This window comes from Methylotetracoccus oryzae, assembly GCF_006175985.1.
In the GTDB taxonomy this organism is placed as follows: Bacteria; Pseudomonadota; Gammaproteobacteria; order Methylococcales; family Methylococcaceae; genus Methylotetracoccus; species Methylotetracoccus oryzae.
On record NZ_SRSH01000010.1, the window covers coordinates 21277 to 38434 of the forward strand.

The following is a 17158-nucleotide window of genomic DNA, read 5'->3' on the forward strand; positions in this document are numbered from 1 at the left end:
TGGCCTAGGGCGACGGACACGGGTCCGTGCGGCGACAACGCTCGAGGTCCGGGCGTTCGGCCGGATCCTCGGGTGCGCCCAGCCAATCCGCGATGCGGGCCGGGTCGAAGCCAGCTTCGCGACGCTCGCCCGACTGCAACAGCGGTCGGCGGATCAGCAGCGGATCCTGCAGCATCAATTTCAATGCGGTCGTCGCATCGAGCGCTTCCGGAACGACTTCACCCGATTTGACCCGGGGCGCCGCGCGATTGAACCACTCGCTGACCGGCCGCTCGCCGAAAAAGGCGCGCAATTCCTCGGGCTGCCAGCGAGTTTCCAGCAGATTGCGGACCTCCAGCTGATGCCCGGCAGCCGACAGCAGAGCCTTCTGCCGCTGATTGTTCGCGCAGCCGGGTTTCTCGTAGAACAGGATGGTGGACATGGGGGAGTCGATCGCAGCGCTAATGCGTGGACGATGAATCGGTGCCGGCCAGCCAGGCCTGTTGCGGCGTGTAGTCCCCCGGCGCAAGTGTCTCCATCCGGTTCGTGGCCTGGCATTTCAGACAATGTCCCAGCACGTTGAAAGCCTGGTTGGAGCAGCTATCGGCGTGGGACTGCTTGCAGCCTTCGGTGCCACAGTTGCCGCAACGATGCAGCGTGCCGCGGCAGGTGTCGGCGCTGCCCTTGCGGGTGCCGCTGCAGAGTGTCAGGTTGCCTTTCAGTTCTTCGTAGCGCATGGATGTGCTCCGGATGGTTGAGGGGAAAAGCGGTGTTCAGTTCAGTCGCGCGCCTGCATCACGCGGGCTTCACGGCAATGTCGCCACCCAGGACCTGCGCCTGGCAGGCCAGGCGATGATGCTTGCCGGCGTAGTTGTCGCGCAGCACCTTGCCCTCCAGCACCGAGGGTTCGGTCAGATTGTCCCAGCCCTCGACGACCTTCATGATGCAGGTGCCGCAGTCGCCCTCCCGGCAGCCATAGGTGATGCCGGCCCCGACCTTTTCGGAGATCTCGATGATGCGGGTGCCGGCCGGCACGGTCACGGTGACGCCGATGTCGGCAAAGGTAACGGTGGCTTTGGCCATGGGAATCTCTCTTAGTGTCAGGAGTTGGAGGACAACAGTTCGCTCATGTCGATGACCCGGTTCGCGCGCCGGCCCATCAGTTCCTCGCCGAGGGAGCGGCCAAACTGCCGGCACTCCTCGATCTCTTCGGGCGTCGGGATCAGCTTGAGGCGCACGCCTTGCAGGGGCACGCGCAGTTTCAGGCCGCGCAGCCGGTCCTCGATCATCCGCACCGCCTCGCCGCTCCAGCCGAAGGAACCGAAGGCCGCGCCTAGCTTGCCCTTCATGTCGATCACGGTCAGTGACGACAGCAGGTCCCAGATGGGCTTGACCGCATCGCCATTGATGGTCGGCGAGCCCAGCACCAGCCCATCCGCCTCTTCGAGCAGATCGGCGAAGGAGTTCGTCTCGCCGCCAGTCAGGTCGTACAGCGAGGCCCGGACGCCTTCAATTTCCTGGGCCGCGGCATAGATCGCTTCGGCCATGCGCGCCGTGTTTCCGTAGGAACTGATGTAGAAGATCAGCAGGGTCTTTTCACCCGGGAAGATTTCCCGCTTCAGGCGCGGCGCAGCCAGTTCGCGATAGCGGCCGACGTAGGCCGTCGGTCGGTCGCGGAGGATGGGGCCGTGCGCCGGCGCGATGACCTGCAGCGGCAGCGGTTCGATCAGCGCCAGTGCGCGCAGCACATACTCGCGGAACGGCCGCATGATGTGGGCGTAGTAGTACTCGAACGAAAAGCGGAAATCGCCGCAGGTGTCGTTGAACAGCCGTGGATCGCAGAAGTGGCAGCCGAACACATCGCCCGAGAAGAGGATTTCTTCCTCGCGGAGGTAAGTGCACTGGGTGTCGGGCCAGTGCAGATAGGGCGTGTGCAGGAATTCGAGGCTGCGGTCGCCCAGGTCGACGCGGTCACCCGTGTCGACCGGTGTGAACTCGAGGTTTTCCCGCTTCAGCAGTGCTTTCAGCATCAGCTGCGCCTGGAAGGAAATGTAGAGCCGCGCCTGCGGCGCTCGTTGCATCAGTTCCGGCAGCGCGCCGGTATGGTCGGGTTCGAGATGGTTGATCACGATAGCCCGTATCTCGTCGTAGGTCGCGACGGCTTCGAGCCGGGCAAAGAAGTCGTCGGCGAATTCTTCCTTGACGGTATCGACGATGGCGACGCCCTCGCTGCCGCGCACGACGTACGCGTTGTAACTCGTGCCGTTGGCCGTCTTCAGGATGACGTCGAAGGTCCGGATGTCCGGGTCGAGTGCGCCGATCCAGTGCACCCGTGGGGAAATCTCGATCGGGCGCCGGTCGGCGATGGCATGTTCGACGGCTTTCGGACTCATGCGGGTTCAAACTCCGAAAAACGTCGGTGGTTGAAGTGCTCGGTCAGCCTCCGGCGCGTCATGGCGGTCATCCGCAGCGCTCGCCGTTCGCGTCGAACAGCAGTTCCGCCGTCTCCCCTTCGGCGTCGATGATGGCCGCGCTGCGCAGCACACCGCGCTCGTCGTAGCGATACCGATGCTCGAGCTCGGTCTCGCCATAGACGATCTTCTGCAGGCCGATCAAGCGGTCCTGCGCATCGAAGTAACCGCGGATGTAGGTGTTGCGGTTGGCGATCTGTTCCGGTTCCAGCGGGGCCAGCAGCGTCAGCGGCAGGCTGATGCCCCGGTAGGTCAGGAAAAGTCGGCATTCGCCTTGTAGCACTTCAGTCATGATCGTCGTCGTCACAGCAGGTGGCTGCTGGCGGAACGGAGGCCGAGTCAGATGCTCCGCTCCGTTCCGGTCACAGCGCCTGCCTATACCGGGCGGTTTTCCGGAACCTTGATGGGGCCCATGATCTTGAGGCCTTCCTCGAAGCTGATTTCCGGGAACTTGTCGTTGAACTCGGCGGCCGCCTCGGCCACGGCGACCAGCTTGCCGGCCGTATCCAGCTTTTTCAGGTCGTTGCGCTCGATTCCGAACAGTTCCAGGATTTCGTTGTAGACGGTGGCCTCCTCGAGCGGCAGCACCCAAAACGTTGCTCCGCCATAAGCGATCTGGTAGCGCTTGGAGATGTCCAGGTTCCCGGCAAAGAAGAAGTACTTGCCCGTGGGCGACAGCTTGTCGCCCAGCACTTCGCACAGCAACTTGAGATGCTCCAGGGACAGGGCGACGCCCGTCAGGAACGGTATGGTCGGTTCGCCGGCCTTCACCAGGGTCATGACCTGGTCGAGCTTGATTTCCGGCGGTCGGGCTTCGTCACTGTACTGCTGCGCAAACTTGAGGGCGATGGCGCCCCGGAAACCGAAATGTCCGGCTTTGGCGGTGGCACCCTTGAAGACGGGGCTCATCAGGCGTCCTTCGGCGTCGAGGGTGCCCAGCGGTGTTTCGTTGATAGTGGTCATAACGCTCCTTGAGTTACTGGTTGCGAAGAAAATCAGCCGTTTTGAAAAAGGACTCCTTGAGCTGGCGCAGTAGCGCCGGATCGGTTACCTGTTCCTCCAGCGCCTGGGTCATACAGTCCATCCAGGCGTCGCGGGCAGCCTCGTCGATGGGGAAGCCCAGATGCGACCGCCGCAGCCGAGGCGGGCCAAAGCGCTCGGTATACAGCGGGGGCCCGCCTAGCCAACCCGACAGAAACAGGAACAGGCGTTCGCGGGACTGGCTCAGATCGTGCGGGTGCATGTCGCGGATCGAACGCGCCTGCGGGCGTTCGCTCATCAGTTGATAAAACCGTTCCACGAGCCGGCGTATGGCCGGTTCTCCACCCAGCAGGCGATAGTGCGGGTTCTCGGCCACTGCGACGGCCGTGCCGAGGGGCTGCGGGGCGGTCGGTTGGTTTGGTGGCATGCGATGACTCTCGGTCGGCCGCTCACATCGTCACGACCGGGATACCCAGCGCGACGCGGCGACCCAGCATCGTGTCCACCTTGCGGCGGGTGTTTTCGATGGTCAGTGGTTTGGCCAGGATCGATTTTGCGCCTTTCTTCAGACATTCCCGGGCCAGCGGGTCGTCCGCGGTGTCGGCCACGATGATGATCTTGACGCCGTCGAGACGGGTGCAGACCTCGTCCAGGACATCGACACCCTTGTCCTTGACGATTCCGACGCCGAGCAGCAATACCGAGGGTTTCCACTCGACGCCTTTCGCGTAGGCCGCATCGAGGCTGCTCAATTCGTGTGTTTCCACTTCGTCGTGCAGCATGAACTGCAAGGCTGCGCTGATGATTTCGTCGTCATGCACGACGAATACCCGCCGGTTATCCAGCGCCTTTTCGGTATCCACGCCGATCTGCATAAGCAATGCCCTCTTGCATTGGGTTGATGAGGCGGCCGTTACCGGGCCCGTCTAAGTTCACCCCTTTCTATATAAGGAAGCGAGCATGACTCTATATGTAACCGTTCACGCCCCCTCGCGGGAGCGGTCCGGGAGGTCGAGACACGCCGTGAATCCGTCCCTGGCTCGGCTGGGGGTTCCCTCCCGCAGACGGTCTCGCCCTCCCGGCCCGCGCCCACTACCCAACAAGGCAGCAGGGTGAATGGTTACCTCTATACAAGGCCTCCGGCTTTGTATCCGGGCGCCGCTATCTCCCGCCGTGACCCTCGCTCCGAGGCGTCATGGCGATCTAGAGGCGGCTTCCGTATTGCTCGCGAGTCCTGCCTAACTTCGGGCCGGTCTTGCCCGTGATCCTTATTAAGCAATTAAGGAGCCAATAAGTCGCGCGCGCGCGAATGTTGCAAGGCACTGTAAATAAAGAATTAAATCTTGTGGCTATGCCGTCTTCACGGTGCTCTGCCTTTGTTTTGTTCCTTACAAACGCTCGGGTTTTTGTTGGGTTGATGACACTGCCGTCGCAGCCTTTGCGACCCGTAATGCAAAAATTTGCCTCCTAAAAAACAGTAAGTTAGGAGGATTATTTATGGTGGCATGCCCATTGCTTTGTGGTAAAGCGAGCAGCATTCACTATTCGCGAAAGCGGTAGCGACAACAAGAAGAAATAGAAAGCGCGACCCATTGGTGCTTAGGCCGGAAGTTATCTTGCGGCGGAATACTGCCTAGTAGCGGACTGTATTTTTCCTTAGTTATTCCCGGAGAAAATCATGGCAGGTTTACGGCAAATCGCTTTCTACGGCAAAGGTGGTATCGGCAAGTCCACCACGTCCCAGAACACGCTGGCCGCGCTGGCCGAAATGGGGCAGAAAATCCTGATCGTCGGCTGTGACCCGAAAGCCGATTCGACGCGTCTCATTCTGCACGCGAAGGCGCAGGACACCATCTTGAGCCTGGCGGCGGATGCCGGCAGCGTCGAGGATCTGGAGCTCGAAGATGTAATGAAGGTCGGCTATCGCGACATCCGTTGCGTCGAGTCCGGTGGTCCCGAGCCGGGCGTCGGTTGCGCCGGCCGCGGCGTCATCACCTCCATCAACTTCCTGGAAGAGGAAGGTGCGTATGACGGCGTCGACTACGTCTCCTACGACGTGTTGGGCGACGTGGTCTGCGGCGGGTTCGCCATGCCGATCCGCGAGAACAAGGCGCAGGAAATCTACATCGTGATGTCCGGCGAGATGATGGCCATGTATGCCGCCAACAACATTTCCAAGGGCATTCTGAAGTACGCCAATTCGGGCGGCGTCCGCCTGGGTGGGTTGGTCTGCAACGAGCGTCAGACGGACAAGGAATACGAGCTCGCGGAATCCTTGGCCAAGAAGCTCGGCACCACGCTGATCCACTTCGTGCCGCGCGACAACATCGTGCAGCACGCCGAGCTCCGCCGCATGACGGTGCTCGAGTACGCGCCGGACTGCAAGCAGGCCGAAGAGTACCGCCAGTTGGCGCAGAAGATTCACGCCAATAAGGGCAACGGCACGATCCCGACGCCGATCACGATGGACGAGCTCGAAGATCTGCTGATGGAGCACGGCATCATGAAGCCGATCGACGAGTCACAGGTCGGCAAGACCGCGGCGGATCTGGCGGCCTAAGGGGCTGGGAGGGGCGTGGGGCCGGCGTTGCGACGCCGCGCCTCAGGCCCGACTCCGCCGGCATCCCGCGCCATTCCTTCCCAAACCCAAACAGGAGCGTGAAATGAGCCTCACCGTTGAGCAAGTTAAAGAACGAAACCGGGAACTGATCAAAGAGGTTCTCGAGGTTTATCCCGACAAGACCGCAAAACGTCGCGCCAAGCATCTTGGCCAGTACGAGGAAGGCAAGTCGGATTGCGGCACCAAATCGAACGTCAAGTCCATCCCGGGCGTCATGACCATCCGTGGTTGCGCGTATGCCGGATCCAAGGGCGTCGTCTGGGGCCCGATCAAGGACATGATCCACATCAGCCACGGCCCGGTGGGTTGCGGGCAGTATTCCTGGGCCTCGCGCCGGAACTATTACATCGGCACCACCGGTGTGGATACCTTCGTGACGATGCAGTTCACCTCCGACTTCCAGGAGAAGGACATCGTCTTCGGCGGTGACAAGAAGCTGGAAAAGATCATCGACGAGATCGAGGATCTGTTTCCGCTGAATCACGGCATCACGGTTCAGTCCGAATGCCCCATCGGCCTCATTGGCGACGATATCGAAGCCGTTTCCAAGAAGAAGTCGAAGGAATACGCCGGCAAGACCATCGTGCCGGTGCGTTGCGAAGGCTTCCGCGGTGTGTCGCAGTCGCTGGGTCACCACATCGCCAACGACGCGGTGCGCGACTGGATCTTCGACAAGGGCGACAAGCACCCCGAATTCCAGACCACGCCGTATGACGTCGCGATCATCGGCGACTACAACATCGGCGGCGATGCCTGGTCCTCACGCATCCTGCTCGAAGAAATGGGCCTGCGCGTGATCGCGCAATGGTCCGGCGACGGCTCGCTGGCGGAACTCGAGAACACGCCGAAAGCGAAGCTGAACGTGTTGCACTGCTACCGTTCGATGAACTACATCTCGCGCCACCTCGAAGAGAAGTACGGTGTGCCGTGGGTCGAATACAACTTCTTCGGGCCGACCAAGATCGCCGAGTCGCTGCGCACCATCGCCAGCTACTTCGACGACACCATCAAGGAGAAGGCGGAGCAGGTCATTGCCAAGTATCAGCCGCTGATGCAGGCCGTGATCGACAAGTACCGCCCGCGCCTGGAAGGCAAGAAAGTCATGTTGTACGTGGGCGGCCTGCGTCCCCGTCACGTGATCGGCGCTTACGAGGATCTCGGCATGGAGATCGTCGGCACCGGCTACGAGTTCGGCCACAACGACGACTACCAACGGACCACTCACTACGTCAAGGACGGCACGCTGATCTACGACGACGTGACCGGCTTCGAGTTCGAGAAGTTCGTCGAGAAGATCCAGCCCGATCTGGTCGGTTCCGGCATCAAGGAAAAGTACGTCTTCCAGAAGATGGGCGTGCCGTTCCGCCAGATGCACTCCTGGGATTACTCGGGCCCGTATCACGGCTATGACGGCTTTGCCATCTTCGCCCGGGATATGGACATGGCCATCAACAACCCGGTCTGGGGTTTGGCCAAGACACCCTGGAAGACAGCTGCCTGATCGGAAAGCAAATGTAGGGTGGGTTAGCGACTTGAAACGCAACCCACCAGCCACTGCCTCGGTGGGAGCCTGTCCCTTGCACGATAACCCACCACCCTACATCGGAGATTAACCATGAGCCAGAATGCAGAAAAGGTCCTCGATCACTTCAATCTGTTCCGCGAGCCGGAATACGTCGACTTGTTTGCGAAGAAGCGCAAGGAGTTCGAGTTCATGCCGCCGGACGAGCAGGTGGCGGAAGTTCGCGAATGGGTGAAGACCGAAGAGTACAAGGAAAAGAACTTCGCCCGCGAAGCCCTGGTCGTCAATCCCGCCAAGGCCTGCCAGCCTCTGGGTGCGGTGTTTGCCGCGGTGGGTTTCGAAAGCACGCTGCCGTTCGTGCACGGATCGCAAGGCTGCGTCGCGTACTACCGTTCGCACTTCAGCCGTCACTTCAAGGAGCCGACCTCGTGTGTGTCGTCTTCGATGACCGAAGATGCGGCGGTGTTCGGCGGTCTGAACAATATGGTCGACGGTCTGGCCAACTCGTACAACATGTACAAGCCGAAGATGATCGCGGTTTCGACCACCTGCATGGCAGAGGTCATCGGCGACGACTTGAACGCCTTCATCAAGACCTCGAAGGAAAAGGGCAGCATTCCGGCCGAATTCGACGTGCCGTTCGCTCATACCCCGGCGTTCGTGGGCAGCCACATTACCGGTTACGACAATGTCATGAAGGGCATCGTCCAGCACTTCTGGGACGGCAAGGCGGGCACGGTGCCGGCGCTGGAGCGCACGCCGAATGAGTCGATCAACTTCATCGGCGGCTTCGATGGCTACACCGTCGGCAACCTGCGTGAAGTCAAGCGGATCTTCAATCTGTTCGACATCGATTACACCATCCTCGGTGACAACAGCGATGTCTGGGATACCCCGACGGACGGTGAGTTCCGCATGTATGACGGCGGCACTACGCTGGAAGAGACGGCCAATGCGCTGAATGCCAAGGCGACGATCTCGATGCAGGAATACTGCACCGAAAAGACCCTGCCCTTCATCGCCGAGCACGGCCAGGAAGTGGTTGCGCTGAATCACCCGATCGGCGTCGCCGGCACCGACAAGTTCCTGATGGAAATCTCCCGTTTGACGGGCAAGCCCATCCCGGCTGAACTGGAGAAGGAGCGTGGCCGCCTGGTGGATGCCATCGCCGACTCCACGGCTCACATCCACGGCCAGAAATTCGCCATCTACGGCGATCCGGACCTGTGCTACGGCCTGGCGGCTTTCCTGCTGGAGCTCGGCGCTGAGCCGACCCATGTCCTGGCGACCAACGGTGGCAAGGCCTGGGAAAAGAAGATGCAGGAACTGTTCGACTCCTCGCCGTTCGGCAAGAACTGCAAGGTCTACGCGGGCAAGGACTTGTGGCACATGCGCTCGCTGCTGTTCACGGATCCGGTCGATTTCCTGATCGGCAACACCTACGGCAAGTACCTCGAGCGTGACACCGGCACCCCGCTGATCCGTATCGGCTTCCCGATCTTCGATCGCCACCACAAGCACCGCTACCCGGTGTGGGGCTATCAGGGCGGCTTGAACGTCCTGGTCTGGATCCTCGACCGCATCTTCGATGCCTTCGATGCGAACACGAATGTCCCGGCCAAGACGGACTACAGCTTCGACATCATCCGGTAAACCAACCGCACCCACCGTAAAAACGGGATAGTCCAAGCCGGAGCGCCCTGACCCAGGACGCTCCGGTGCACTCCCGAACATCGAGGAACCCAAAATGGGCAACGTCACTTTTTCTAGTCCCCTGATGCCGAAGGACCTGACGGTCTACGCGGTCGCCGGGGATACCCACACGCTGCTGAAAGTCGCGAAGCAGCATAAGATCCCGCTGCCGTTCGAATGCGAGGACGGCGAATGCGGCTCCTGCGTCATCGAAGTGCAGGAACTGTCCGACAAGCCGTTCATGGCCCAATCCCTGACCGAGAAGGAACGGGCGACCCTGCTGGCGGCCGGCAAGCTGACCAAGGCGCAGATCGAAGACGCGGTGGTCAACGACCGCCCGCCGCCGTTCCGCCTGGCCTGCCAGTTCATCGTTCGGCACGAAGACATTCTGGTGAAATTCTCCGGCGAGCCGGGTGTGGTCTAGTCGAAGTCGAACCCGGTCCAAGTTAGCGGACCAGGATGCCGGCGGCCGAAGGGCTGCCGGCATTTTTCGTTGTACTGCAGCGTCGCGAGCGTCCAATGCGGTGCGTCCTGCCGTCAGCCATCAATCCTCAGCCCGCCTTCAGGTCCAAGAATCCATGCTGAACGTTCGCAACGCCAAGGTAATGGACCACCGTAGGGGCACCATGAGTTGCCCCTACAAGCCGGCCAGCGCGGAAGTGACCTTGTCGATCTCTTGGCGTTCACCACGCGTCAGGGCCATGATCTCGTCGGTGCTCATCTTTACCGTGGCCACACCACGCAATGTTGCGAAGCGGCTTGGAGGCTGCTGGGTTTCGGCCGGCGCAAGCCGCACTTGACCGTCTTCGGTCACCTTGAAGACGACCGGGCTGCCGGCCCGCAAACCGAGCATGTCGCGAATCCGTTTCGGAATGGTGACTTGTCCCTTCCGGGTAAGCCTGGTGCTCATGACGTTCTCGCGAAAAGTAAGACTCTCCGACCGGATGGTATGGCTTTGCGATGGGGATTGACAGCATGTCGCGCTGAGGTTGGCTGGGCCGGGCTCAGGGCCATCGCCCGAGGGCCAAAGGGGCTTGCTGAAGCGCATCTTGACGTCCAGGCTGCGCGGCACCCCCGAGCATGGCAACGGGTAGGCCGGATAAGCACGCCCTTAGCGAAGCCGAAGGGCGCAGCGCATCCGGCGATCACCGGGATGAAAGAATGGATCCGCCTGTTTGCCGGATGCGGCGCGCTGCGCCTTATCCAACCTACGCGAGGTTGTCACGATAATGTGAAAGGGTCGCGTAGCGACAGGGGTAACCGGAAAGCACCACCGCACCGCGCATCTCGTGCGCCGTGCGCACGATATCTGCCCCAACCCGCTCCGGCAACCGGTGGAGTCCCAGCGAATACGCTGTGCTGATCCCTTGCGCGTCTTCCTCCGCCCCTTGTCCGCTTCCTGACATTCGCCCCGCCATTTGTTCATTACCTCACAGTTGGAATGGCTGTAGAAAGGGAAAACGCCCAAGTAAAACAGCGATAAAGAAGAGTGGCACGAGCTCTGCTTAGAATGACGCAAGAGTTCCAGAGGTGCCGAATGAGCAGCTTATCGAGCAAGGTCCAGGAAGTTTTCAACGAGCCCGGTTGCGGCAAGAACCAGGGCAAGTCGGAGAAGGAGCGCAAGAAGGGCTGCACCAAACAGCTTCAGCCGGGCGGAGCGGCTGGGGGCTGTGCCTTCGACGGCGCCAAGATCGCCTTGCAGCCGGTCACGGACGTCGCGCATCTGGTACACGGCCCCATCGCCTGCGAGGGCAACTCCTGGGACAACCGCGGCTCTAAGTCGTCCGGCTCCAACCTGTGGCGCACCAGCTTCACGACCGACATCAACGAAACCGATGTCGTGTTCGGCGGCGAGAAGCGGTTGTACAAGTCCGTCAAGGAGATCATCGACAAATACGATCCGCCGGCGGTCTTCGTCTACCAGACCTGCGTGCCGGCGATGATCGGCGACGACATCGAGGCGGTCTGCAAGGCGGCCAGCAAGAAGTTCGGCAAGCCGGTCATCCCGATCAATTCGCCCGGTTTCGTTGGCCCGAAGAATCTCGGCAACAAGCTGGCCGGCGAGGCCATCCTCGACCACGTCATCGGCACCGAGGAACCCGAGTACACGACGCCGTACGACATCAACATCATCGGCGAATACAACCTGTCCGGCGAACTGTGGCAGGTGAAGCCGCTGCTCGACGAACTCGGCATCCGCATCCTGTGCTGCATTTCAGGTGACGCGAAGTACCACGACCTGGCTTCGTCCCACCGCGCTAAGGCGGCGATGATGGTGTGCTCCAAGTCGATGATCAACATCGCCCGGAAGATGGAGGAGCGCTACGACATCCCGTTCTTCGAGGGTTCCTTCTACGGCATCGAGGATACCAGCGAAGCGTTGCGCGAAATCGCCCGGCTGCTGATCGAGCGCGGGGCTCCGGCCGAGTTGATGGATCGCACCGACGCCCTGATTGCCCGCGAGGAAGCGCGCGCCTGGGCCGGGATCGAGCATTACAAGCAACGGCTCGCCGGCAAGAAGGTGCTGCTGATCACCGGCGGCGTGAAATCCTGGTCCGTCGTGGCCGCGCTGCAGGAGGCCGGGCTAGAGGTCGTCGGCACCAGCGTCAAGAAATCGACCAAGGAAGACAAGGAGCGCATCAAGGAGATCATGGGCGAAGACGCGCACATGATCGACGACATGAGCCCGCGCGAAATGTACAAGCTGCTGAAGGACGCGAAGGCCGACATCATGCTGTCGGGTGGGCGCTCCCAGTTCATCGCGCTGAAGGCCAAGATGCCCTGGCTGGACATCAATCAGGAACGGCACCACGCCTATATGGGTTATGTCGGCATGGTGGCGCTGGTCAAGGAGATCGACAAGGCGCTGTCGAATCCGGTCTGGCAACAGGTGCGCCTGCGCGCGCCGTGGGAAGAGCAGACCTGGGAGGAGGTGGCCGACGCTGCCATCGCGGCTGAAGCGGCCGCTTTGGCGGCGGACCCGGCCCGGAAAGCCGAGAAGCGCCGCGCGACGACCGTCTGCCAGTGTGCGGGCGTGGCGCGCGGCACGATCGAGGATGCCATCGTCGCCGGCGGCTTGACGACGGTTGAGGCCGTCTCCGAGCAGACGCAGGCCGGCACCGGCTGCGGCAGTTGCATCGGCAAGCTCGACAAGATCCTGCAAACCCAGGACCACTGGAATCCCGAGGCCGTAGCCGCGGCGGCCCAGTCGCAACAGGCCGCCTGAGGCGACGCGCATGGCTACCGTCACCACTTCGAAGAAGTCCTGCACGGTCAACCCGCTGAAGATGAGTCAGCCGATCGGCAGCGCGCTGGCCTTCATGGGGGTCAAGAACTGCATGCCGCTGTTTCACGGCTCGCAGGGCTGCACCTCGTTCGGGCTGGTGCTGTTCGTGCGCCACTTCAAGGAGGCGATTCCGCTGCAGACGACGGCCATGAGCGAGGTCGCGACCGTGCTGGGCGGCTTCGAGAACGTCGAACAGGCCATCATCACGATCGCGAAACGGCAGAAGCCGTCCATCATCGGCATCTCGTCCACCGGCGTCACCGAGACCAAGGGCGACGACGTCGAAGGCTACCTCAAGCTGGTCCGTGACCGGCACCCGGAACTCGACCACATCGCGCTGGTGTATGTGTCCACGCCCGATTTCAAGGACGCGTTCCAGGATGGCTGGGCCAAGACGGTCACGCGCATGGTCGATCAGCTCGTCACCGAGACCCCGGCCGATGCACCGCGTGAGCGCGACCGGATCAATGTGCTGCCCGGCGCGCACCTGACGCCCGGCGACATCGACGAACTGCGCGACATTCTGGAGGGCTTTGGCCTGGAAGCGGTCGTCCTGCCCGATCTGTCCGGTTCGCTGGACGGCCACGTGCCCGACGATTTCACGCCGACGACGCTGGGCGGCATTTCGCTGGACGAGATCGCCGCGATGGGGAGCGCCTGCCATACGCTCGCGATCGGCGAGCAGATGCAGCCGGCGGCCGAGGCGATGGAGCAGCGGACCGGTGTGCCGTTCACGCTGTTCGACCGACTCACGGGGCTCGAGGTCAACGACCGGCTGATCGCGCTGCTGGCCGAACTCAGCGGGCGGCCGGTGCCGAACAAGATCAAGCGCCAGCGCAGCCAGCTGGTCGACGCAATGCTCGACGGCCATTTCCATTTCGGCGGCAAGAAGATCGCGATCGGCGCCGAGCCGGACCTGCTGTGGACACTGAGTCAGTGGATCACCGAGATGGGTTCGGAAGTCGTGGGTGCGGTCACCACGACGGCCTCGCCGCTGCTGGAGCAAGTCCCGGCAGCGGAAGTATTGATCGGCGACCTGGAGGATCTCGAAGCCCGCGCGCGCGGCTGCGATCTGCTGATGACCCATTCCCACGGGCGGCAGGCGGCGGAACGACTGGCGATCCCGTTCTACCGCATCGGCATTCCGATGTTCGACCGGCTCGGCGCGGCGCACCAGACCATCGTCGGCTATCGGGGCACGCGCAACCTGATTTTCGAGATTGCGAACATGTTCATGGCCGATGGACATGAGCCGCAGCCCGACACGTGGGCCCTTCCGGAGAATACAGAGCATGTTGGCGAGACGGCGCTTGCGGCTGGTTAAGTCAAACGACCCGGTGATCGAAACAAAACCTTTCGGAGGCAGTATGAAAGTCGCCTTTGCCACGCAGGACCTGCAGCGAGTCGACGCCCACTTCGGCTGGGCCAAGAACATCGCGATTTATGAATTGTCGGCGGACGGCTACCAGTTCCTGGAAGCCGTCCAGTTCGAGGGCGACCTCCAGGAAGACGGGAACGAAGACAAGCTCGCGCCCAAGCTGGAAGCCGTCAAGGACTGCGCGATTTTGTATGTCGCCGCCATCGGCGGCTCCGGTGCGGCCCGTGTGGTGGCACTCGGGATCCATCCGATGAAGGTGCCGCAACCCGAGCCGATCACCGATCTGCTGGAGAAATTGCAGCAGGTCCTGAAGGGTACGCCGCCCCCCTGGCTGCGCAAGGTCCTGGCCAAGGACAACAAGGGCGAGGAACGAACATTCGATTTTGATGAGGAAGACGAGGTGGAACATGCCTGAAGCGGCTGCCCTACAAACCCCTGCGGAAACGTCGCCGATGGACTCCGTGTTCATCAAGGAACTGGTCAAGCAGTGGCGGGCCCAGGACACCCACGGCACCTGGGAGCGCAAGAGCGACGAGGACTTGCTCGAGCCCTACATTCTCGACAAGGAAAAGCGCAGGACCATCCCGATCATCGGCGATCCGGACCCCGAGACGCTGTGGCGGATGGAGCTGTATTACAACGCGATCGGCCTGTGTATCGAGCGCGCCAGCGGCGTCATGGTGTCGCCGATGATGAAGATGTCGCATGAAGGCTTCGGCCGACAGATCCTGTTGGCCGGGCGCCTGGTGGTGCTGAACAAGCAGCTGCGGGACGTGCACCGCTTCGGCTTTCCGACGATGGAGAAACTGGCCGAAGAAGGCGAAAAGGCCGTTGCGGCCGGCTTGACGATGATCGAAACCTACCCGGATGTAGCGAATTACGGCTGAAGGACGGGCCTTTAGTGGGTAATTGCAGAGATGAAAGAACGAATAGTTGAAATCTTCGCCCCGCGGGCGATCGTGGCACTGATGATTTACGTGCTGCTCTGGTCAATCCTGGATTTCACTCAGGGCGGCCTGTAGCAGGCCCCTGGCGACAAGACAGTAGCGCAGCGAGGTTAGGTATGTCGGAAGTAGAGGACCTCAAGGTCAAACTGAAAAAGCTGAATGCCCAGGCGACGGCCCTCAAGATGGATCTGCACGATCTGGCCGAGGACCTGCCTACCGGGTGGGAGAAGATCCCGGAGCTGGCTCAGAAGACCTTCGAGGCGTACCGGTTATTGGATGAATTTCGCAAGGCCAACGCCTAGGAGCGAACGAAGATGAGCGAGTTCAGTGTAGTGCTGCCCGGCGGGAAAGTCTGGGTCCCGCAGTTCGTCGACGCAATCGACCAGGAGAAGTGCATCGGATGTGGACGCTGCTACAAGGTCTGCGGCCGCGAGGTGCTGGAACTGGTCGGCATCGACGAGGACGGTCAGGTCGTGCACCTCAGCGGAGACGATGACGACGATGATGAGTACGACAAGAAGGTGATGTCGATCGCTCACGTCGAGAACTGCGTCGGCTGCGAGGCCTGCTCGAAGATTTGCCCGAAGCAGTGCTACACGCACGGGGCCGCCGCCGCTTGAGCCGTCGGGGCCGGATCCGTCCATTCACGTTCGCAGGGGAGTCGCGCACTTGTTGGCCACGAACGAATATCTCACCTACGACCCGTTATTGAGGCATGCCCGGGACCCGGGAGATCCCATGACCCTCGCGTTCGCCTCGGCGATCGAGATGGCACGGAGTTCGTCCCGCCTGCCCGGCATGGATGGCTTCGGGTTGGATCTAGCGGAATTCGGTGCCCTGCTCGATGCTTATTTTCCCGGGGCGCGCAGTGCCTATCTGCCGTCTGCCGCGCGCGCTGCGCTGGTGGACGCAAAGGTCAGCCGCGGCTTGGACGAGTTCGACGATCTGGCCGCGCTGCTGCTGAGCTACCGCCGCGACGACCGGCGCGAAACGCGCTGGCTGGCTTATGCGGTCACGGCCTGCAGCATGGGCGAGGACCATCTGTGGCAGGACCTGGGCCTGCCCAGCCGCCAGTCCCTGTCCGATCTGCTGGCGACACATTTCCCTGATTTGTACGCCCGCAACACCGGCGGCATGCGCTGGAAGAAGTTCTTCTACAAGCAGCTCTGCGAGCGGAACGGCGCCTTCGTCTGCCGCTCGCCGAGTTGCGCGGATTGCAGCGAATACGCGGTGTGTTTCGGGCCGGAAGAGGAGGGCGCATGGCAGCCGACACGGCGCTAGACATGCCATCGCGTGATGCGGCTTCCGTGCTCGCGGTGGCCGCAGGGCCGGCCGGCGATGGGCTTGCCGATCTATCCCATTTCGGCCTGATTTCGGTCGAAGGTCCCGAAGCCGGACAATTCCTGGGCAGCCTTTTCACTGGCGACGTACGACTGGTTTCGCCTACGCTGGGACAGTTCACGAGCTGGTGCGACGGCAAAGGGCGCATGCTGGCGACCTTCTGGCTGTTCATGCGCAGCGACGGCTACTACCTGCTGCTGCCGATGGCCTTGCTGCCCACGACCGTGAGCCGCCTGAAGCAGTTCCTGCTGCGGACCAAGGCGACCATCAGCGATGCCAGCGATACGCTGGCGCGCGTCGGCCTGTCCGGTGCGGGCGTGGCCGCCGCCCTGGGCAGTGCCGGGATCGACGCCGCCGCCGCGCGAGGCAGCACTTTCGATCTGGACGGATGCACTGTCGTCGCCCTCGGTCATACCGCTCAGCCGCGCTGGCTGGCGATCGGACCGGCGGGAGCGCTCGGCTCCCTGTGCTCCGGGCGGTTACCCGCCGTTCAGCCTATTGACGATGCCGGCTGGTCGTTGCTCGATATCCTCGCCGGGATACCGCTGCTGCTGCCGGAAACCAGCGGTGAGTTCATCCCGCAAATGGTGGATCTCGAAGCGCTTGGCGGCTTGTCCTTCAAGAAAGGCTGTTATCCGGGCCAGGAAGTCGTGGCGCGCCTGCACTACCGCGGGCAGCTCAAGCGCCGCATGGTCTTGGCCACGGTCGCGGCCGATCCGGTTCCGTTACCGGGCACGAAGCTCTATGGCCCGGGCACCTCGGAGAGTATCGGCATGGTGCTGGCCGCCGCGCCCGCCGGGCCAGGACAGGCGGCCATCCTGGCCGTCGTGGTCATCGAACAGCTCGAGCAGGGCGATATCCGTTTACAGAGCGCGGAAGGGCCCCGGCTCACCGTAGCAACTGGCGGCGCGGATCCGGGTTACCAGCCGATGGAGGGCTAA

General features: G+C 62.0%; 21 protein-coding genes. 12 read left to right on the forward strand and 9 right to left on the reverse strand.

Features of this window, described 5'->3' with window-relative positions:
* Nucleotides 1-4: 4 nt before the first annotated feature.
* The 8 genes from BWR02_RS11305 to BWR02_RS11340 all read right to left on the reverse strand — a co-directional run bounded on the left by BWR02_RS11305 (nucleotide 5) and on the right by BWR02_RS11340 (nucleotide 4306).
* On the reverse strand, nucleotides 5-421 hold the full coding sequence (locus BWR02_RS11305; RefSeq protein ID WP_139557885.1) for an ArsC/Spx/MgsR family protein: 417 nt from the start codon (nucleotides 419-421) through the stop codon (nucleotides 5-7).
* A gap of 19 nt (nucleotides 422-440) precedes the next feature.
* On the reverse strand, nucleotides 441-716 hold the full coding sequence (locus tag BWR02_RS11310; protein WP_139557886.1) for a hypothetical protein: 276 nt from the start codon (nucleotides 714-716) through the stop codon (nucleotides 441-443).
* Nucleotides 717-774: 58 nt separating this feature from the next.
* Nucleotides 775-1062 carry a 2Fe-2S iron-sulfur cluster-binding protein gene (locus tag BWR02_RS11315; protein WP_129883071.1) on the reverse strand — a complete coding sequence of 96 codons (288 nt, stop codon included), beginning with the start codon at nucleotides 1060-1062 and terminating at the stop codon, nucleotides 775-777.
* Nucleotides 1063-1079: 17 nt separating this feature from the next.
* Nucleotides 1080-2372, reverse strand: coding sequence for an FprA family A-type flavoprotein (locus tag BWR02_RS11320; protein ID WP_139557887.1), 1293 nt, complete (start codon nucleotides 2370-2372; stop codon nucleotides 1080-1082).
* A 67-nt stretch (nucleotides 2373-2439) separates the two neighbouring features.
* Nucleotides 2440-2742 carry a DUF6156 family protein gene (locus tag BWR02_RS11325; RefSeq protein WP_139557888.1) on the reverse strand — a complete coding sequence of 101 codons (303 nt, stop codon included), beginning with the start codon at nucleotides 2740-2742 and terminating at the stop codon, nucleotides 2440-2442.
* Between the two features lie 83 nt (nucleotides 2743-2825).
* Nucleotides 2826-3413: a hypothetical protein gene (locus BWR02_RS11330; protein ID WP_139557889.1), complete on the reverse strand. Its 588-nt coding sequence runs from the start codon at nucleotides 3411-3413 to the stop codon at nucleotides 2826-2828.
* Nucleotides 3414-3426: 13 nt separating this feature from the next.
* On the reverse strand, nucleotides 3427-3858 hold the full coding sequence (locus BWR02_RS11335; RefSeq protein WP_139557890.1) for a group II truncated hemoglobin: 432 nt from the start codon (nucleotides 3856-3858) through the stop codon (nucleotides 3427-3429).
* A gap of 22 nt (nucleotides 3859-3880) precedes the next feature.
* A complete protein-coding gene (locus tag BWR02_RS11340) occupies nucleotides 3881-4306 on the reverse strand; it encodes a response regulator (protein WP_139557891.1) in 426 nt (141 codons plus the stop codon).
* 803 nt (nucleotides 4307-5109) lie between these two features.
* Here BWR02_RS11340 and nifH point away from each other — a divergent pair.
* The 4 genes from nifH (at nucleotide 5110) to BWR02_RS11360 (ending at nucleotide 9689) form a co-directional block, all read left to right on the forward strand.
* Nucleotides 5110-5991 (forward strand): nitrogenase iron protein, encoded by an 882-nt coding sequence (gene nifH / locus BWR02_RS11345; RefSeq protein ID WP_139557892.1) that lies wholly within the window; start codon nucleotides 5110-5112, stop codon nucleotides 5989-5991.
* A 103-nt stretch (nucleotides 5992-6094) separates the two neighbouring features.
* Nucleotides 6095-7552, forward strand: coding sequence for a nitrogenase molybdenum-iron protein alpha chain (nifD, locus tag BWR02_RS11350; protein WP_139557893.1), 1458 nt, complete (start codon nucleotides 6095-6097; stop codon nucleotides 7550-7552).
* 114 nt (nucleotides 7553-7666) lie between these two features.
* Nucleotides 7667-9226 carry a nitrogenase molybdenum-iron protein subunit beta gene (nifK, locus tag BWR02_RS11355; RefSeq protein WP_139557894.1) on the forward strand — a complete coding sequence of 520 codons (1560 nt, stop codon included), beginning with the start codon at nucleotides 7667-7669 and terminating at the stop codon, nucleotides 9224-9226.
* 94 nt (nucleotides 9227-9320) lie between these two features.
* The gene (locus tag BWR02_RS11360; protein ID WP_129883080.1) at nucleotides 9321-9689 is read left to right on the forward strand and encodes a 2Fe-2S iron-sulfur cluster-binding protein; all 369 of its coding nucleotides are present in this window, start codon (nucleotides 9321-9323) and stop codon (nucleotides 9687-9689) included.
* Nucleotides 9690-9902: 213 nt separating this feature from the next.
* Here BWR02_RS11360 and BWR02_RS11365 read toward each other — a convergent pair whose 3' ends face one another.
* A complete protein-coding gene (locus BWR02_RS11365) occupies nucleotides 9903-10175 on the reverse strand; it encodes an AbrB/MazE/SpoVT family DNA-binding domain-containing protein (RefSeq protein ID WP_139557895.1) in 273 nt (90 codons plus the stop codon).
* A 627-nt stretch (nucleotides 10176-10802) separates the two neighbouring features.
* On the opposite strand from BWR02_RS11365, the gene nifE reads away from it, so the two are divergent.
* From nifE to ygfZ, 8 genes are all read left to right on the forward strand, one after another.
* Nucleotides 10803-12491, forward strand: coding sequence for a nitrogenase iron-molybdenum cofactor biosynthesis protein NifE (gene nifE, locus BWR02_RS11370; RefSeq protein ID WP_139557896.1), 1689 nt, complete (start codon nucleotides 10803-10805; stop codon nucleotides 12489-12491).
* Nucleotides 12492-12501: 10 nt separating this feature from the next.
* A complete protein-coding gene (gene nifN / locus BWR02_RS11375) occupies nucleotides 12502-13875 on the forward strand; it encodes a nitrogenase iron-molybdenum cofactor biosynthesis protein NifN (protein ID WP_139557897.1) in 1374 nt (457 codons plus the stop codon).
* A 43-nt stretch (nucleotides 13876-13918) separates the two neighbouring features.
* Nucleotides 13919-14344 (forward strand): nitrogen fixation protein NifX, encoded by a 426-nt coding sequence (gene nifX / locus BWR02_RS11380; RefSeq protein ID WP_139557898.1) that lies wholly within the window; start codon nucleotides 13919-13921, stop codon nucleotides 14342-14344.
* A 37-nt stretch (nucleotides 14345-14381) separates the two neighbouring features.
* Nucleotides 14382-14816, forward strand: a complete 435-nt coding sequence (locus tag BWR02_RS11385) for a NifX-associated nitrogen fixation protein (protein ID WP_236102166.1) — start codon at nucleotides 14382-14384, stop codon at nucleotides 14814-14816.
* Nucleotides 14817-14992: 176 nt separating this feature from the next.
* Nucleotides 14993-15178 (forward strand): CCE_0567 family metalloprotein, encoded by a 186-nt coding sequence (locus BWR02_RS11390; RefSeq protein ID WP_129883091.1) that lies wholly within the window; start codon nucleotides 14993-14995, stop codon nucleotides 15176-15178.
* Nucleotides 15179-15190: 12 nt separating this feature from the next.
* Complete coding sequence (gene fdxB, locus BWR02_RS11395; RefSeq protein ID WP_129883092.1) at nucleotides 15191-15496, forward strand: ferredoxin III, nif-specific; 306 nt, start codon at nucleotides 15191-15193, stop codon at nucleotides 15494-15496.
* 118 nt (nucleotides 15497-15614) lie between these two features.
* A complete protein-coding gene (locus BWR02_RS11400) occupies nucleotides 15615-16157 on the forward strand; it encodes a nitrogen fixation protein NifQ (protein WP_236102168.1) in 543 nt (180 codons plus the stop codon).
* A complete protein-coding gene (ygfZ, locus tag BWR02_RS11405; RefSeq protein WP_139557901.1) occupies nucleotides 16136-17158 on the forward strand; it encodes a CAF17-like 4Fe-4S cluster assembly/insertion protein YgfZ in 1023 nt (340 codons plus the stop codon). Before BWR02_RS11400 ends, ygfZ begins: the two co-directional genes overlap by 22 nt.

Bases quoted from the DNA above. Each gene is read 5' to 3' on its own strand.
- BWR02_RS11305 (WP_139557885.1), bottom strand. From the start codon at position 421: ATGTCCACCATCCTGTTCTACGAGAAACCCGGCTGCGCGAACAATCAG.
- BWR02_RS11310 (WP_139557886.1), bottom strand. From the start codon at position 716: ATGCGCTACGAAGAACTGAAAGGCAACCTGACACTCTGCAGCGGCACC.
- BWR02_RS11315 (WP_129883071.1), bottom strand. From the start codon at position 1,062: ATGGCCAAAGCCACCGTTACCTTTGCCGACATCGGCGTCACCGTGACC.
- BWR02_RS11320 (WP_139557887.1), bottom strand. From the start codon at position 2,372: ATGAGTCCGAAAGCCGTCGAACATGCCATCGCCGACCGGCGCCCGATC.
- BWR02_RS11325 (WP_139557888.1), bottom strand. From the start codon at position 2,742: ATGACTGAAGTGCTACAAGGCGAATGCCGACTTTTCCTGACCTACCGG.
- BWR02_RS11330 (WP_139557889.1), bottom strand. From the start codon at position 3,413: ATGACCACTATCAACGAAACACCGCTGGGCACCCTCGACGCCGAAGGA.
- BWR02_RS11335 (WP_139557890.1), bottom strand. From the start codon at position 3,858: ATGCCACCAAACCAACCGACCGCCCCGCAGCCCCTCGGCACGGCCGTC.
- BWR02_RS11340 (WP_139557891.1), bottom strand. From the start codon at position 4,306: ATGCAGATCGGCGTGGATACCGAAAAGGCGCTGGATAACCGGCGGGTA.
- nifH (WP_139557892.1), top strand. From the start codon at position 5,110: ATGGCAGGTTTACGGCAAATCGCTTTCTACGGCAAAGGTGGTATCGGC.
- nifD (WP_139557893.1), top strand. From the start codon at position 6,095: ATGAGCCTCACCGTTGAGCAAGTTAAAGAACGAAACCGGGAACTGATC.
- nifK (WP_139557894.1), top strand. From the start codon at position 7,667: ATGAGCCAGAATGCAGAAAAGGTCCTCGATCACTTCAATCTGTTCCGC.
- BWR02_RS11360 (WP_129883080.1), top strand. From the start codon at position 9,321: ATGGGCAACGTCACTTTTTCTAGTCCCCTGATGCCGAAGGACCTGACG.
- BWR02_RS11365 (WP_139557895.1), bottom strand. From the start codon at position 10,175: ATGAGCACCAGGCTTACCCGGAAGGGACAAGTCACCATTCCGAAACGG.
- nifE (WP_139557896.1), top strand. From the start codon at position 10,803: ATGAGCAGCTTATCGAGCAAGGTCCAGGAAGTTTTCAACGAGCCCGGT.
- nifN (WP_139557897.1), top strand. From the start codon at position 12,502: ATGGCTACCGTCACCACTTCGAAGAAGTCCTGCACGGTCAACCCGCTG.
- nifX (WP_139557898.1), top strand. From the start codon at position 13,919: ATGAAAGTCGCCTTTGCCACGCAGGACCTGCAGCGAGTCGACGCCCAC.
- BWR02_RS11385 (WP_236102166.1), top strand. From the start codon at position 14,382: ATGGACTCCGTGTTCATCAAGGAACTGGTCAAGCAGTGGCGGGCCCAG.
- BWR02_RS11390 (WP_129883091.1), top strand. From the start codon at position 14,993: ATGTCGGAAGTAGAGGACCTCAAGGTCAAACTGAAAAAGCTGAATGCC.
- fdxB (WP_129883092.1), top strand. From the start codon at position 15,191: ATGAGCGAGTTCAGTGTAGTGCTGCCCGGCGGGAAAGTCTGGGTCCCG.
- BWR02_RS11400 (WP_236102168.1), top strand. From the start codon at position 15,615: ATGACCCTCGCGTTCGCCTCGGCGATCGAGATGGCACGGAGTTCGTCC.
- ygfZ (WP_139557901.1), top strand. From the start codon at position 16,136: ATGGCAGCCGACACGGCGCTAGACATGCCATCGCGTGATGCGGCTTCC.